The organism is Phyllobacterium sp. CCNWLW109 (genome assembly GCF_037203905.1).
GTDB lineage: Bacteria > Pseudomonadota > Alphaproteobacteria > Rhizobiales > Rhizobiaceae > Phyllobacterium > Phyllobacterium ifriqiyense.
This window is the reverse complement of sequence record NZ_JBBCBK010000005.1, coordinates 49,865-66,263: the sequence shown is the minus strand read 5'-3', so window position 1 is coordinate 66,263 and position 16,399 is coordinate 49,865. Positions and strand designations below refer to the sequence as shown.

The 16,399-nt window shown below is 54.7% G+C and carries 13 protein-coding genes; 11 read left to right on the top strand and 2 right to left on the bottom strand.

The window, feature by feature from the left end; translation table 11 throughout:
• Nucleotides 1–6 precede the first annotated feature (6 nt).
• Nucleotides 7–2,340 carry a penicillin acylase family protein gene (locus V9K92_RS20560; RefSeq protein WP_337354817.1) on the top strand — a complete coding sequence of 778 codons (2,334 nt, stop codon included), beginning with the start codon at nt 7–9 and terminating at the stop codon, nt 2,338–2,340.
• 278 nt (nt 2,341–2,618) lie between these two features.
• Here the strand turns inward: V9K92_RS20560 and V9K92_RS20555 are convergent, their stop codons facing one another.
• Together V9K92_RS20555 and V9K92_RS20550 are read right to left on the bottom strand one after the other, a co-directional pair.
• Nucleotides 2,619–3,602: a TerC family protein gene (locus V9K92_RS20555; RefSeq protein WP_115053722.1), complete on the bottom strand. Its 984-nt coding sequence runs from the start codon at nt 3,600–3,602 to the stop codon at nt 2,619–2,621.
• A gap of 177 nt (nt 3,603–3,779) precedes the next feature.
• Complete coding sequence (locus V9K92_RS20550) at nt 3,780–4,688, bottom strand: LysR family transcriptional regulator (protein WP_337354816.1); 909 nt, start codon at nt 4,686–4,688, stop codon at nt 3,780–3,782.
• 108 nt (nt 4,689–4,796) lie between these two features.
• Between V9K92_RS20550 and V9K92_RS20545 the strand changes: the two genes are divergently transcribed.
• From V9K92_RS20545 to V9K92_RS20500, 10 genes are all read left to right on the top strand, one after another.
• The gene (locus V9K92_RS20545) at nt 4,797–5,879 is read left to right on the top strand and encodes a 4-oxalomesaconate tautomerase (protein WP_115053720.1); all 1,083 of its coding nucleotides are present in this window, start codon (nt 4,797–4,799) and stop codon (nt 5,877–5,879) included.
• A gap of 55 nt (nt 5,880–5,934) precedes the next feature.
• Nucleotides 5,935–6,936 (top strand): ABC transporter substrate-binding protein, encoded by a 1,002-nt coding sequence (locus tag V9K92_RS20540; RefSeq protein ID WP_307275914.1) that lies wholly within the window; start codon nt 5,935–5,937, stop codon nt 6,934–6,936.
• A gap of 15 nt (nt 6,937–6,951) precedes the next feature.
• Nucleotides 6,952–7,782, top strand: coding sequence for an ABC transporter ATP-binding protein (locus V9K92_RS20535; RefSeq protein ID WP_337354815.1), 831 nt, complete (start codon nt 6,952–6,954; stop codon nt 7,780–7,782).
• Entirely contained in the window at nt 7,766–8,542 is a 777-nt protein-coding gene (locus V9K92_RS20530; RefSeq protein WP_115053717.1) for an ABC transporter permease, read from the top strand. The genes V9K92_RS20535 and V9K92_RS20530 overlap by 17 nt, the downstream gene beginning before the upstream one ends.
• Nucleotides 8,543–8,787: 245 nt before the next feature.
• The gene (locus V9K92_RS20525) at nt 8,788–10,212 is read left to right on the top strand and encodes an amidase (protein ID WP_337354814.1); all 1,425 of its coding nucleotides are present in this window, start codon (nt 8,788–8,790) and stop codon (nt 10,210–10,212) included.
• Nucleotides 10,213–10,454: 242 nt separating this feature from the next.
• Nucleotides 10,455–11,471: a LacI family DNA-binding transcriptional regulator gene (locus V9K92_RS20520; protein ID WP_307276003.1), complete on the top strand. Its 1,017-nt coding sequence runs from the start codon at nt 10,455–10,457 to the stop codon at nt 11,469–11,471.
• A 30-nt stretch (nt 11,472–11,501) separates the two neighbouring features.
• Nucleotides 11,502–12,557 (top strand): sugar phosphate isomerase/epimerase family protein, encoded by a 1,056-nt coding sequence (locus V9K92_RS20515; protein WP_307275924.1) that lies wholly within the window; start codon nt 11,502–11,504, stop codon nt 12,555–12,557.
• A 12-nt stretch (nt 12,558–12,569) separates the two neighbouring features.
• Complete coding sequence (locus V9K92_RS20510; protein ID WP_115053714.1) at nt 12,570–13,742, top strand: Gfo/Idh/MocA family protein; 1,173 nt, start codon at nt 12,570–12,572, stop codon at nt 13,740–13,742.
• The gene (locus V9K92_RS20505) at nt 13,742–15,292 is read left to right on the top strand and encodes an ATP-binding cassette domain-containing protein (protein WP_115053713.1); all 1,551 of its coding nucleotides are present in this window, start codon (nt 13,742–13,744) and stop codon (nt 15,290–15,292) included. The genes V9K92_RS20510 and V9K92_RS20505 overlap by 1 nt, the downstream gene beginning before the upstream one ends.
• A complete protein-coding gene (locus tag V9K92_RS20500) occupies nt 15,289–16,299 on the top strand; it encodes an ABC transporter permease (protein ID WP_115053712.1) in 1,011 nt (336 codons plus the stop codon). The genes V9K92_RS20505 and V9K92_RS20500 overlap by 4 nt, the downstream gene beginning before the upstream one ends.
• The last annotated feature ends 100 nt before the right edge of the window (nt 16,300–16,399 follow it).

Genomic DNA, 16,399 nt, shown 5'->3' with positions numbered 1-16,399 from the left:
CCTACCATGTCTGATGCAAGCCGACTGACCAAAGCCCAGATTCCGGGCCTGAAGGATGACGCTACGATTAATGTGGATCAGTGGGGGGTGGCTCATATCAGAGCCAGCAACCTTCACGATCTCTTTGTTGCGCAAGGCTGGAATGCTGCGCGAGATCGTCTCTGGCAGATCGACACAGCCCGCAAACGCGGGCTGGGTCTGCTGGCGCGTGATTTTGGCCCAGGCTATCTGGAGCAGGACAGGGCAGCTCGGTTGTTACTTTACCGCGGCGACATGGCGGCCGAATGGCGAGCTTACGGGCAGGATTCTGAAGAAATCTGCACTGCATTTGCGAGCGGTATCAATGCTTATGTCGATGCCTGCAATGCAGGCTCGATAGCGCTTCCGCCAGAGTTCCTATTGCTTGGTCATCGGCCAGAACACTGGAAGGCGGAAGATGTTGTGCGGGTGCGCACCCATTCGCTGACGCGCAATGCATCCTCCGAACTTTTACGCTCCAAAGTCATGGCTGCTGCGGGCATTGAGCTTGGCGCAAAGCTCGACATGCTTCGCAAGGATTTGTCCCACGGCATTGTGCCCAAGCCGGTCGAAGGCTTTGACCCGGCAATTATGACGGACAGGGTGCTACGTGATTTCAACCTTGCCATCAGCCCCGCGACATTTTCAAAAGAGCGGCTGGCTGCCACATTGGATGAGGCAGCCCTTTGGACGACAGTGGCTCCGACTGGCGATATTGTTCGCGCTTCTTTTGAAGAGGGCTCCAACAACTGGGCCATATCGGCGGAGAAAACCACAACCGGTCGCCCTATACTCGCTCTCGATCCGCATCGCACGCATAGTTTGCCATCCATACGATATGTCGTTCACCTGACCATGCCGGGTCTAGACGTGATCGGTGCAGGTGAGCCGATGGTTCCTGGAATATCGATGGGGCATAATGGCAAGATCGCCTTCGGTCTTACCATTTTCGGTGCAGACCAAGAGGATATCTATGTCTATCAGACGAAGAAAGATGATCCTGATCAATATGCCTACGCAGACGATTGGGAACAGGTCGAAACCATCACCGAGACAATTCCCGTCAAAGGATACCCCGATCAAAAAGTCGAATTAAAGTTCACCCGCCATGGTCCGATCATCTACCAGGATGAAAAAAACCATCGCGCTTTCGGCTTGCGAACTGTTTGGATGGACGCGGGTATGGCGCCCTATATGGCTAGCCTCTCCGTGATGAAAGCGACGAACTACACTGAATATTCCAGCGCGCTGGAAGGCTGGGGCTGCCCTTCCGTCAATCATATTTATGCTGATACGGCCAACACAATTGCATGGAAGCCGTCTGGTGCCACGCCAGTTCGCAACAATTGGGATGGCTTGCTTCCGGTTCCTGGCGATGGGCGATTTGAATGGAATGGCTATCTGTCACCGCAATCGGGGCCCTTGGAGATTAACCCTTCACGCGGTTTTATAGCGACCGCCAACGCTATGAATGTACCGGTCGATTGGACCGCATCCAATCCAGCTATCGGCTATGAGTGGCTCGACAGCAGCAGGCACGACACGCTCCACAATGAGCTTTCCCGCAGCGAGCCGATTTCCCTCGAAGATTGCGTAGCGCTTCAGAGTTCAACGCGGTCACCGATTGCCGTCCGCGTGTTGAAGCGAGTCCAACGAGTATTTGGCAATGACAATAATGAACAGGCGTGGCGGCTTCTGCAGAATTGGGATGGCGATCTGGCTGCACATTCCGCGCCCGCAGCAATTTTTGAGATATGGTTCAGCAAGCATCTCGGTCCTCTTGTCGCTCGACTAGAAGGGGCCGCACCGGAAATTATTCCGTTGTTAATGCCATTTGATGCACCAAGCATTGCTTCGTGGCTGGAAAAAGCGCCGGATAGTCCCGAGATTGCTAAAGCCCTTCGCCAAAGCCTTGGAGATGCTTGGACGGAATATACTGCCTTGGGGGAAGCGGGCGCCGCGAACCCTCCGTGGGGTTCCATCCATAGGCTTCACTTGCGCCATCCTCTACAGGCGCTCACGGACAAAGAGTGGTCAACTGGGCCAATCGCCTTGGGCGGAAGCAGTTCTACCCTCAACTATGCCACTTATCGATTGAACGACTTCTCAGTCATCTCAGGGCCGTCGGTTCGAATGGTCATCGATGTTGGGGCGTGGAACAACAGTTTTTTCGTCAATAATCCGGGACAATCAGGATTGCCAGATTCTCCGCATTATATCGATCTCTTGAAGCCATGGCATGCCGGGCACCCTGTTCCATTATTGTACTCGGCAGAACAAATAGACAGAGTGACTACAGTTACAATATTGTTGAGTGCTTGAGGCGGATGTGGACATAGCCGGCTGCCAATGCACCAACAGCCGGCTCCATGCGACTTGCTCCTGCTATAGCGAAAATATAATTCCCAGGGCGAAGTTTATGAGCTTCCCCTTAATAGCAGCCAGATCATGTAACAGCCGCCAAGGCTGACGGTGATGATGCCCACGGGAAGGCTGAAGGGGCTGAACAGGTGCTGGACGAGATCAGGCAAGAGGTGGGGGCATAACGCCCCCTCCCGCAATTTGCATCGCTCAAAGCCTGCTTGAGGCTTGGTCGCTCGTCATACTTCAACCTCATCCTTGCGGGTCTTGACCAGGCTCCAGACCACCCCGCCGGCTATGATCGCGAAGGTGACACCCAGCGACAGCGCGGCAGGAAACTTTTCAAGGCCCAGCATATCAGCGACGAAAACCTTCGAACCGATGAAAATCAGAACCAGAGCAAGGGCTGGTTTGAGATAGCGGAAGCGGTGAATCATTGCCGCAAGAGCGAAATAAAGCGCGCGCAACCCCAGGATGGCGAAGATATTGGACGTATAGACTAGGAACGGGTCAGTGGTGATGGCGAAGATGGCTGGTACCGAGTCAACGGCAAAGATCACATCGGCGACCTCGACCAGAACAAGCGCCATGAAAAGCGGCGTAATGAACCAGATCAGCTTGCCCGTCTTGGGGTCCGCCTGCCGCACGAAGAAATGTTCGCCATGATGGGTTTCGGTCACGTTGAACCGGCGGCGCATGAAGCGGACCAGCGCATTATTGGCAATGTCAGGCTCGGATTCTTCCATAACCAGCATTTTCAGGCCGGTGAAGATCAGGAAAGCTGCAAAGATATAAAGCAACCACGCAAATTCAGCGACGAGCGTTGCTCCAACGCCGATCATGATGGCACGCAGCACGATGACGCCGAGAATACCCCAGAACAAGACCCGGTGCTGATAGAGACGGGGGACGGCAAAGAAGGAGAAAATCAGGGCGATAACAAAGACATTGTCCAGCGCGAGCGTCTTTTCGACGACGAAGCCCGTTATATAGGCCATACCCGCATCAGCACCGATATACCACCAGACCCACCCGCCGAAAGCGAGGCCGAGGGAAATATAAAGAACAGAGAGCTTCAAGCTCTCAACCACATTGATCTCCTTGTTTTCCTTGTGAAGAACGCCGAGATCGAATGCCAGTATAGCGAGAACGAGGCCAAAAAAGCTTAGCCACATCCAGACCGGCTTACCCAGCCAGTCGATGAACAAAAAATCGAATTCCATTGAGGATTTCTCCACCGGCGTGCGTTGTCGGGAAACGGTCCGACATCACAAGTTCGCCGGGGCACTTGCCAGAGGGGCCCGGACCAGCGGGTTGGGGGAGAGTTAGGCGGCCGCAGTTCCCGATTCAAGGGCAGGAGGCAGAGAAATTTTCTATTGCGTGCAACTGCTCGCAACGGGCTATGGGGTGTTAGGGTCAGCCCAAGTACCGATAAGGAGCGTCATAAACCTCTCAGCAGCGGGTGACAGCGTTCCGCCTCGTCGACGTACAATGCCTATTGTTCGGGATATCTCTGGATTGCGGATTGGTCTTGTAACCAAAAAGGGATGTTCTTCCTGAGGTGTCGCCAATTTTGGCAAGACGGAAATTCCAAGCCCGGCTTCAACCAGCCCGAGCGATGTCGACAAATGCGTCACCTCATAGGACCAGCGAAGCTTGAGATTGGATTTGGCAAGGGCTGCATCAAGCAAGGTTCGATTGCCGCTGGACCTGTGAACCGTGATCAACTGGTACGGCGTCAGGTCACCCCACTCCAATTCGGTTTTTGCCGCCAGCGGATGATCGTTGCGCGCAGCAAGCACGAATGGGTCTTCAATCAGGCGCTCAAAGATGAGATCGGGATCGGATAACCCCATAATATTTATACCAAACTCAACTTCTCCCCGCGCAACCGCCTGCAATCCATCGGTGGCGGTCAGGTCGAGGATTCGAAAACGAATATGCGGATATTCCGAGTTGAACTGCTTGATTACCGTGGGAAGAAAGTAAAACGCGGCTGTCGGAAGACATGCAATGGTCACCAATCCACTACGCTGCGATCCCGTATCCCGAACTGCGAAAAGCGAGGTGTCGAACTCCTCCAGCATTCTGCGCACAAGCGGGATGAGTTCAGCGCCAAGTGCAGTTGTTGAAACGTGCCGCGTCGTACGTTCCAGCAGTGGCCCCCCAATCGCCTGCTCGAGTTTTTGAATGCGCCGGCTCAATGCAGGTTGAGACAGATTGAGCGCCTCAGCCGAGCGATGGAAGTTCGCCAGTTCGACAACAGCCAGGAAAGCACGCAAGTCCAGAATTTCGCAATTAATGCTCATAACGCATCATTCCCTCGGATTTTCGCATTTCACATATCAATCATAATACCGTTTACTGGAACAAATAAGGCCATTGATACCTAAATCACATCGGTAGGTGAAGCAATAATGAACGACCTGATGTCCATTCCCTGTGTTCTCATGCGGGGCGGCACCTCAAAAGGACCCTTCTTCCTTTCGTCAGACCTGCCTTCCAATAGCGCAGAGCGTGATGTGATTCTTCTGTCTTTAATGGGCTCCGGACATCCTCTTCAAATCGACGGGATAGGGGGCGGCAATCCGGTCACGAGCAAGGTGGCCATTGTCGGACCCTCCAGCATTGCTGGCGCGGATGTTGATTATCTGTTTGCGCAAATTCGGATTGATCAGCAATTGGTCGATACCTCGCCAAATTGCGGGAATATGTTGGCAGCCGTTGGACCCTTTGCGATTGAGGCGGGGCTCGTAGCGGCGACAGGGCCTTTGACTCGCGTCAGAATTCACAATGTTAATACGGGCAAGTTGATCGAAGCGGAGGTTCCAACCCCCGGTGGAAAGGTTGCTTATCTCGGAGATGCGGCAATCGACGGCGTTCCCGGACTGGCGGCGCCGATCGCGTTGACTTTTATGGATGCAGCCGGTGCTCGAACGGGAAAACTCTTCCCCACGGGAAACGCACGTGATCGCATCGATGGTGTCGACGTTACCTGTATTGATTGCGCCATGCCTATGGTGCTGGTTGAGGCTGAAGCAGTCGGAGTAAGCGGATATGAAACGGCGGCCGATCTCAACAGCAATGACGCCTTGCTGAAACGGCTGAAGCATTTGCGGCTCGAAGCTGGCCGGCTCATGGGAATGGGAGATGTTAGCAATCAGGTCACGCCAAAACCGGTATTGATTTCCAAACCGAGAAATGGCGGAGATCTCAATGTCCGTTATTTCATGCCGGACGAATGTCATCCATCCCTGGCGACGACGGGTGCCGTTGGCATTGCAACCGCATGCATTAGTGAAGGTACGATCGCATCATCGCTGATCGGCAAACACACCCCGCCAGTGATCCTCAGCCTGGAACATCCAAGTGGTCACCTGGACGTAAAACTGGATTCCCGCGAAGGAAAGGTCGTGGCAGGAATACTTAGAACAGCGCGGAGACTATTCGAAGGACATGTCTTTGCAAAGCCGCTCGGCAGCATCGTTCGCGCGGCATAATTTGAAATGGCTACCGGGAGGGTAGCCAAACAACATTACAATCGGAGGAAACATCATGCGTAAACTCGTGCTCGCGCTTGCGGCAACCGTGGCTTTTGCTGGAACGGCTCTCGCCGAACCCGTTCGCATCAGCGTCGGATCCTATAATCTCAACAATCTGCCTTTTCCGGTAGCGGCGGGGTTGGGTCTCTATGAAAAAGAGGGCCTTGAGGTAACTGTTGAGAATTTCGCCTCCGGTGGATCGAAGACGCTCCAGGCGCTTGTCGCGGGCTCAACCGATATCGCCGTTGGCTTTTACGACCATACGATCCAGATGCAGTCGCAGAACAAGGCAGTCGTCGGTTTCGTGCTTCTGGCACGCAATTCGGGCCTCGTTCTTGCCGGAGGAAAAAACGCCACTTTCGATCCGGCCAAGCCCGAAACGATCAAAGGAGCCAAAATCGGCATCACCGCCCCGGGCTCATCATCAGACTTTTTCGTTCGTTACTATTTACAGCGTCACAAACTGTCGGCGGATGATGTTTCGCTGATCGGCGTCGGTTCCGGTTCGGCTGCTGTTGCGGCGCTGGAACAGGGCAAGGTCGACCTGCTGGTCAATTACGATCCGGCGGCGACATTCATCGAAGCCAAGGGTGTCGGCAAGATTCTGATCGATGCCCGTAGCGATGAAGGTGCCAAGGAAATCTACGGCGGAATTTATCCCACATCGGTACTCTATGCCACGCAGTCTTACATCGACGAAAACCCTGAAACGATCCAGAAGGTCACGAATGCGACCGTTGCAGCGCTGGAATGGATGAACAACCACAGCGCTGAGGAAATCGTTGAGAAGCTTCCCAAAGAGTTCATTTCCGGAGATCGGGAAACCTATGTGAAGGCAGTCCAGAATGCCAAGCCCATCTTCTCGGTTGGTGGCAAATTCAACGATACAGACGTTCAAACGCCGTTGGCTGTTCTCAAAAGCTTCAATGAGAAAGTAGCCAATACAACCATCGATCTTTCTAAAACCTACACGAATGATTTCGTGAACAAGGTGACTGGCAAGACCACTAACTGATCCGAGGAGGAAGCCATGTCATTGGCTATGTTAAAACCCGTGCCCGTCCAACCGGGCGAGCAAGATACGAGGCCGATGGTATCGATTGACTCGGTTGAAATGTCATTTGGCACCTATGTAGCTGTACAGGATGTCAACTTGACTGTTGCCGATGGCGAGTTTCTCGCCATCGTTGGGCCCACGGGCTGCGGCAAGAGCACCATTTTGAATGCTATTGCCGGTCTGCTGAAGCCAACGAAGGGAACGGTGAGTATTGATGGCACGCTCATCAATAACATCCAGAATGATATTGGCTATCTCTTCCAGCAAGATGCGTTGCTGCCGTGGAAGACCTCCATCGAAAATGTCGAACTCAGTCTGATGTTTAAAGGTATTGCAGTCAAAGAGCGCCGCGAACGCTCGATGAACTGGCTTGCAAAGGTTGGCCTTAAAGGGTTCGAGCATCGGTATCCGCACCAGTTGTCGGGCGGCCAGCGCAAGCGCGTACAGATGGCGCAGGCGCTGATCGCAGCGCCAAAGGTCATCTTGATGGACGAGCCATTTTCCGCGCTCGACATCCACACCCGACATTTGATGCAGAACGAACTTCTACGGCTCTGGCAGGAAGAGCGTCGGGCCGTCGTGATGATCACGCATGATTTGGAGGAAGCCATTGCTCTTGGCGACCGCGTCGCCATCCTTGCGGCCGGGCCGCGTTCACGGGTCATAGAAAGCTTCCCCGTTGAGCTGGAACGGCCTCGCGATGTCGCGGAAATCAAACTCGATCCACGCTTTATGGATCTGTACCGAAATATCTGGGCAAGCCTGCGCGGCGAAGTGGAGAAAAGCTATGAACGTCGTGACTGAACGCATCATCCAGCTGGGTATTCTGGTTTTTATTCTCGGTGGCTGGCAACTGGGCGTAACCGCCGGTGTCATCGACGTATTCTTCTTTCCAGCTCCTCTGGATATCTTCAACCAGATTGTTACCTGGATTATCCAACCAAGCTTCTACAAGCATGTCTCCATTACGTTGACAGAAACCGTTCTCGGCTATGTCATAGGCACGGCGCTCGGCGTCGCCGCCGGTGTTTGGCTTGGTCTCAGCCGCAGTGCAGCCCGCATCCTTGATCCCTTTATCAAGGGCCTCAATGCAATTCCCCGTGTCGTTCTCGCGCCGATCTTTGTTCTTTGGCTTGGCTTGGGCCTTTGGTCGAAAGTAGCGTTGGCTGTCACGCTGGTGTTCTTCATTACGTTTTTCAATGCCATGCAGGGCGTACGCGAAGTCAATCCTGTTGTGCTTGCCAACGCGAAAATCCTCGGTGCCAAACGGTCGGATTTGTTGAGGCATGTCTATTTTCCTGCTGCGGCAAGCTGGATTTTATCATCGCTGCGCACGTCAGTAGGCTTTGCAGTGGTCGGCGCCATTATCGGGGAATATCTCGGTGCTTCCGCTGGATTGGGCTACCTTATCGCCCAGGCAGAAGGCAATTTCGACGCGGTTGGCGTATTTGCCGGCATCATTATTCTGGCAGTATTCGTCCTGATTATCGACAGAATTCTCGATGTCGCTGAAGGCAAGCTCATCAAGTGGCGGCCCAATGCTGCCGAAGAAAGACCCGCATAAAATCTTGTGGCCGGCAATGCCGGCCACATTCAACTGGACGACCAGCTCGCATCCCGGGTGAAAGAAAAAACATCATGCCCGTTGGAGAAAATCTGGCATTCCGCCTGAATCAAAATTTCTGGACCGACAATCTGGAAGTATTGACAGAGCGCTTCAATGCCTGGCTTGCTCGGTAAGGCCAGCCGCAAGTTCAAGGCCTGGTTGCAAACCACATACCGCATTCCTCATGCGATCAGGAGTGACTATTGACTGATTATTCCATATTTGGTGCCGCCGAACTCAGCCGTCTCGTCCAAGCTCGAACTGCTTCCTGCTACGATATAACACTGGATTTTCTGAGCCGGATCGACAGTTTAAATCCGGTCCACAATGCCATCATATCCTTACGCCCTCGAGACGAAATCCTGGCAGAAGCAAGCGCTGCCGATGAGATGCTTTCCCGTCACGGCCCGACGGGTCCACTTCATGGTCTTCCCATTGCCATTAAAGACCTGTCCATGACAAAGGGCTTGAGAACCACATTCGGGTCCCCGATCTATGCAAACTTTGTGCCCGAAATGGACTCGCTCTCGGTGGAGCGATTGCGAAGTGCGGGCGCCCTGATTATTGGAAAAACGAACACACCTGAATTCGGTTTGGGATCTCACACCTACAATCCTGTTTTCGGCATCACCCGCAATGCTTTCGATGCGTCGAAATCTGCGGGCGGTTCGAGCGGCGGAGCTGCGGTCGCTGTTGCCTTGAGAATGCTACCCGTTGCTGATGGCAGTGATTTTGGCGGGTCTTTGCGTAATCCTGCGGCATTCAACAATATTTTCGGTTTTCGTCCCTCTCAGGGGCTGGTGCCAAATTGGCCCGCGGCGGATTCATTTTTTTCCCAGCTCGGCACTGAAGGTCCCATGGCCCGCAGCGTCGAAGATCTGGCATTCCTGTTGGACGTGCAAGCCGGATATGAACCGCGAGCGCCTCTATCTATAGAGCGACCGGCTGCTTCCTTTGTCCAAAGTTGCCATGAACAAATTGGTCCGTCTCGTATAGGCTGGCTGGGCGATCTTGGCGGCCATCTGGTTTTCGAGCCTGGCATTATCGATCTTTGCGAAACGGCTTTGAAAACCATGACCGATATTGAATGCACAATAGAGCCAGTCCTGCCAAATTTCGACTTTGAGGCACTTTGGGGTTGTTTTACAACCCTTCGTCAATTCAATTTGAGCGCCAGACTCAAGCCACTCTATGACGATCCGGCAAAGCGGGCTCTTCTCAAGGATGAAGCGCAATGGGAGGTGGAAGGTTGTCTTTCCCTGTCGGCCATCGACATCCTTAATGCCAGTCAGACAAGGACAGCCTGGTATGCAACCATGCTTGAATTGTTCCAGACATATGATTTTCTCGCCATTCCTTCCGCGCAGGTTTTCCCGTTCGATGCCGACCTGCATTGGCCCGAAATGATCGGCGACAGAAAAATGGACAGTTACCATCGCTGGATGGAAGTCGTTGCTCTGGCGACGCTTTCCGGATGTCCGGTTGTCAATGTACCAGTCGGGTTTCGCAATGGCCTCCCGATGGGTATGCAGCTCATAGGCCGACCTAGAACGGATGCTCGCCTGCTTAGCCTTGCGAGGTCTTATGAAATGATATTGCCGTTCAAGATAGGCCGAAACGAACCCTGAACGCCAATGATCACAAGATGGGGTCAGGAAGCTGATTGACTTGGTCCTCGCCCCCTCAGGTTCTCGCCGCGTTTCCGCATCGCTTCCGCCGCGTGCCCTTCATCATCGATGGAGGCGCAGGCTGTAGCGCTGCAAGCAGTATTTCAATCCCATCAAATTCCCATCAAAAAAGCTCAAAAAGAGTTGCACACCTCATTTGACTGAATTACTATTTCAGGCGGAGGAGAATTCTCGTGGTGAAAATGACGCTTGAAGACGTCGCCCGAGAAGCCGGTGTCAGTCTTGCAACGGTTGATCGCGTGGTAAACGGGAGGATAGGTGTGCATGCGCGCACGATCCAACGCGTCAATGCGGCTATCAAACAGCTTGGCTTCCTTCCTGATCCCCATGCGTCGCGGCTGGCTCGCGGACGCGATTACGATTTCCGCATCATTCTCCCCACCGGCGAAAATGAATTCATGCAGGCTCTTGCTGCCGAGTTTCGCGCTACTCGCGAACGTCAATTACAGGAGCGGGTGCGCCTGACCATTCAATATGTCGATACATTCGATGGCGAAGCACTTGCCACCGCCTTGGAAAAGCTTCCAAGAGGCATTGATGGCGTCGCCGTTGTCGCTCTGGATCACCCTGCTGTTACCGAGGCCATAAATACACTGGCCGATTCCGGCGTTGTTGTCCTGACGCTCGTATCAGACGTGCCCAACTCACGGCGTGCGCATTATGTCGGCATCGACAATTTTGCGGCAGGCCGCACCGCCGCATCGCTGATCGGCCGCTTCGTTGGAACCCGCAAAGGCAAGGTCGGGATGATTGCAGGTTCGCTGGCACTGCGTGATCATGTCGAGCGGCAATTCGGCTTTGAACAGGTTCTTGCACGCGAATACCCCAATCTTGAAGTCCTGCCGGTTCGCGAAGCACGCGACGAAAATGCCCGGGTGGAAGCCGTCTGCCGGTCACTGATCGAAGATCACCCCGACACAGTTGCGATCTATAATGCCGGGGGAGGGCAGGCTGGTGTCATCGCTGCCCTGGAAACGTCCGGGCGCACATCTGACATGATTTTTGTTGCCCACGAATTGACGTCGTCAACACGCCGTCACCTTGTGCGTGGCACAATCGACGCAATCATCAATCAGGATGTGGGCCACATGGCCCGCAGCGCCGCGCGCATCCTGACTGCCCTGAAAGAGGGCCGCCCCATTGTTTCGGGGCAGGAACATATCCGCATCGACATCTTTCTCAGGGACAACATGCCCTGACGGCTATATTTTGGAATTGGAGGAATACATATGAAGACGATTAAAGGACCCGCCATTTTTCTCGCACAGTTTGCGGGCGATGCTGCGCCGTTCAATACGCTGGATGGCATGTGCGGTTGGGCCGCTGGCCATGGCTATAAGGGTATCCAGATTCCTGCCTGGGACGGGCGTCTCATTGATCTGAAGAAAGCTTCCGACTCCAAGGACTATTGCGATGAGATCGCCGGGACAGCAGCGTCCCACGGCCTGACGATCACGGAGCTTGCAACCCATCTCCAAGGTCAGCTCGTTGCCGTTCATCCTGTTTATGACGAACTCATGGATGGCTTTGCTGCGCCTGAAGTGCATGGCAACCCAGCGGCGCGGCAGGAATGGGCTGTTGATCAGCTGAAGCGGGCGGCGCGGGCGTCCAAGCATCTGGGCCTTAAGACCGTTCCCACCTTTTCCGGTGCGCTGGCATGGCCTTTTCTCTATCCATTCCCACAGCGTCCGGCAGGTCTGGTCGAAGCGGCGTTTGATGAACTGGCAAAACGCTGGACACCTATTCTCGACTATTTCGATGAGCAAGGCGTCGATGCTGCCTATGAAATTCACCCCGGCGAAGATCTGCATGACGGCATAACCTACGAGATGTTTCTGGAGCGGGTGAACAACCATTCGCGCGCCAATCTTCTTTATGATCCTTCGCATTTCGTGCTGCAGCAGCTCGACTATCTTGATTATATCGACATCTATCATGAGCGTATCAAAGCCTTCCATGTGAAGGACGCCGAGTTCAACCCGACAGGACGGCAGGGTGTCTATGGCGGCTTCCAATCCTGGGTGAACCGTGCCGGGCGTTTCCGCTCGCTGGGCGATGGACAGGTGGATTTCGGCGCAATCTTTTCAAAGCTGACTGCCTATGATTTCGATGGCTGGGCAGTGCTGGAATGGGAATGCGCGTTGAAACACCCCGAAGATGGCGCGCGCGAAGGTGCCCAATTCATCGACGCTCATCTGATCCGCGTGACCGAGCGGGCATTTGATGATTTTGCCGGGTCCGGCACCGACGACGCGGCCAATCGCCGTATTCTTGGCTTGAAGTAAGAGGGTAAAGCAATGGCCATTGGAGCATCAAAAGAAAAGCCTGCGAGCAAGCGCATCCGTATCGGCATGGTCGGTGGCGGGCAGGGCGCTTTCATCGGCGCGGTTCACCGCATCGCGCTGCGTATGGATGACCAGTTTGAGCTGGTTGCAGGCGCACTCTCATCCGATGCTGCGCGCGCCAAGGCGTCAGCCCGCGAACTCGGCATCGCCGATGATCGCGCCTATACATCTTTCGAAGAAATGGCAAAAGCGGAGGCCAAGCGTCCTGATGGCATCGAGGCCGTTTCCATCGTCACACCAAACCACATGCACGCACCGGCAGCAAAGGCTTTTCTCAAAGCTGGCATTCACGTCATTTGCGACAAGCCGCTGACCACGACTGTCAAGGAAGCAAAGGAGCTTGTCTCTCTGGTAGACAAGACCGGCAAGCTTTTCGTGGTTACCCATAATTACACTGGCTACCCCATGATGCGGCAGGCGCGTGCCATGGTGGAAAAGGGTTTGCTTGGAACCATTCGCGTGGTGCAGGCTGAATATCCCCAGGATTGGATGACCGAGAAGACAGAAAGCTCCGGTTCGAAACAGGCCGAATGGCGCGTTGATCCCAAGCGTTCGGGTGCCGGCGGCGCCATCGGCGATATTGGCACCCATGCCTATAATCTTGCTTGCTTCGTGTCGGGTTTGAAGCTCAAGCAACTTTGCGCCGAGTTGACCAGTTTTGGCGAAGGCCGCGTTCTTGATGATGACGTTCAGATTCTGATGCGCTTTGAGGGCGGCGCAAAAGGTATGATCTGGGCAAGCCAGGTCGCTCCGGGCAATGAGAATGGCCTGAAGCTGCGCATATATGGTACCAAGGGTGGGCTGGAATGGACGCAGGCCGATCCGAATTATCTCTGGTACACGCCCTTCGGCAAGCCCAAGCAATTGCTGACCCGCGGCGGCGCGGGTGCATCGCCGGAAGCGGCGCGCGTAACGCGCGTTCCCGGCGGGCATCCTGAGGGTTATCTTGAGGGCTTTGCCAATATCTATACCGAGGCAGCGCAGGCAATTCTTGCGGCTCGCAGCGGCAAAAAACTGCCGAAGGATGTCATTTATCCAACCGTTCAGGATGGCTTGGCCGGCATGGAATTCATTGAAGCTGCGGTCAAGTCTTCGAAGGCTGGCGGCGTTTGGACGAAGGTGTGATGGAGACAAATAAACCCTTGAACGCCTCGAACGTACCGGTGCTGGAAGCACGCGGCATTGCCAAGGCGTTTGGTCCCGTGGAAGTTTTGACCGATATCAGCCTGTCGATCATGCCGGGCGAGGTCCATGCGATCATCGGCGAAAACGGCGCGGGCAAGTCCACGCTGATGAAACTCCTCAGCGGGCACCTCAAGCCGACACGCGGTTCCGTTGCCATTGATAATGAGCCCGTGAGCTTTGCCGGTCCCGTCGATGCGGAACATCGCGGTCTGGTCCTGGTGCATCAGGAAATTCTGCTTGCACCGGACCTGACCGTTGCCCAGAACATTTTCATGGGGCGTGAGCTAAAGCGCGGCCTTATGGTCAACGACCGTGAGATGAACAGGCAGTCAGCGGAGGCTGTTCGAAGCCTCGGAGCCGATATCGATCCGACCACGCAGATTGCCCGCCTTTCCATTGCGCGGCGTCAATTGGTCCAGATCGCCCGTGCATTGCAGGTGCCGCACCGTGTTGTCATTTTCGATGAGCCGACAGCCTCGCTCACCCCCATCGAAACCGAAGCGCTGCTCAAAGTCATCCGCGACCTGCGCGACAAGGGCGTGGCCATTCTCTATATCTCGCATCGCCTGCCTGAAGTGGCTGCGATTGCAGATCGCATCACAGTCTTGCGCGATGGTAAGCTCATTACAACCCGCAACGCCTCTGAATTGCAGCCAGTCGATATGGCGCGATTAATGGTCGGCCGGGATATGTCAAAACTTTATCCTGAGCGCGAGGATACGGCCGCGCACCAGACGGTGCTTGAAGTCAAGAATTTCGACGTGCCGGGCTATGCCCGTGACGCATCCTTTACCCTGCGAAAAGGTGAGATCCTCGGCTTTGCCGGTCTGATCGGCGCTGGGCGTACAGAGCTGCTTGAGGGCATTGTCGGATTGCGCCATGGCAGTGGCACGATTGAATTTAATGGCAAGCCCATCACATTCCACACCGTGCGTGACAGCATGGCGGCAGGCATTGTTTACTTGAGCGAAGATCGCAAGGGCAAAGGACTTCTTCTGGCGCAGGACCTGCGTACAAACCTTACGCTGGCCACGCTCGAAAAATTCACCAAAGGACCGCTGATAGAACGCAAGCGGGAGGATAAAAGTCTCGATAAAGCGATCAGCGATTTCGATATTCGCGCCCGTCGCCGTGATCTTCTGGCCGGGCAGCTTTCGGGCGGCAATCAGCAGAAGCTCCTATTGGCAAAGATGATGCTGCTGGAACCGAGCATCGTCATTATCGACGAGCCGACGCGCGGCATCGATATCGGCACCAAGGAACAGATTTATCAGTTCATTGCAAACCTCGCCAAGGCAGGGAAATCCGTCATCGTTATCTCGTCCGAGATGCAGGAACTGATAGGCATTTGCCACCGCATCCTCGTCATGCGCTCATCGCGCATCGTCGGCGAGGTGACAGGCGATGCAATGACCGAAGAAGAAATCGTCGTCCACGCCACAGGCGTCAAGATCAACGAAGCAGAGCTTTACAGTGCGGGGAACGCATGAGCGACACATCAACAAATACCGATACACGCGGTGCCTTTCGCAAACTGGCTGATCTGGACAAGACAGCCGTTGCTCCCTTCCTTGCGCTAGCGGCGCTGTTCGTCCTTGGTGCGCTCATCAATCCGAACTTCCTGTCGATAGACAATCTTCTCAACGTTCTGACCAGATCGTCTTTCATTGCAATCATTGCCGTTGGCGCAACCTTCGTCATCTCGGCTGGCGGTCTTGATCTGTCTGTCGGGTCCATGGCTGCGCTGGTTGCGGGCATCATGCTGCTGTTCTTGAATTCAGCGGCGATTGATGGCGATATGGCGATGCTTTGCGTTGGCGTTGTCGTCGCTATTGGCGTCGGCGCCTTGGCGGGTCTGCTCAACGGCGCAATCATCACGATCGGCAAGATCGAACCCTTTATCGTGACGCTCGGAACCATGGCAATCTTCCGGTCTGTCACGGTCTGGCTGGCAGATGGCGGGTCCATCGCCATGAAATCAACTTCGATGCGTGCTCTGTTCAGGCCTGTTTACACCGGCACATTCATCGGGCTGCCCATTCCCGTCTGGATCATCGCAATTGTCGGTATTCTGGCAGCTTTCATTTTGTACAAAACGTCTTTCGGAAGGCATGTGATCGCCGTCGGTTCTAACGAGGATGTAGCGAAATATTCCGGCATCCACGTCAACCGTGTGCGCGCCATGACCTATGTGCTGCAAGGTATTTGCGTCGCCATCGCCGTCGTCGTTTATATTCCGCGCCTTGGGGCCGCAACGACAACAACCGGCATGTTGTGGGAGTTGCAGGCAATCACGGCTGTGGTCATTGGCGGCACTGCGCTGCGCGGCGGCGTCGGGCGTATCTGGGGCACGATCTGCGGTGCTTTCATGCTGGAGATCGTCGGCAACATCATGGTGCTGTCCAACATTGTCAGCGAATATCTGATCGGAGCCGTTCAGGGCACGATCATCATCATTGCAATGCTCGTCCAACGGACGCTGCAAAAGAAGAAATGATGACAACGAATAGGGGCGGGAGGCTGCCTCTTCAGACGGGACGGGGGAAAAGGGGCCACCCACCGAGCCGAAATCAAGGCCCGAACGAAAAATTGGGAGA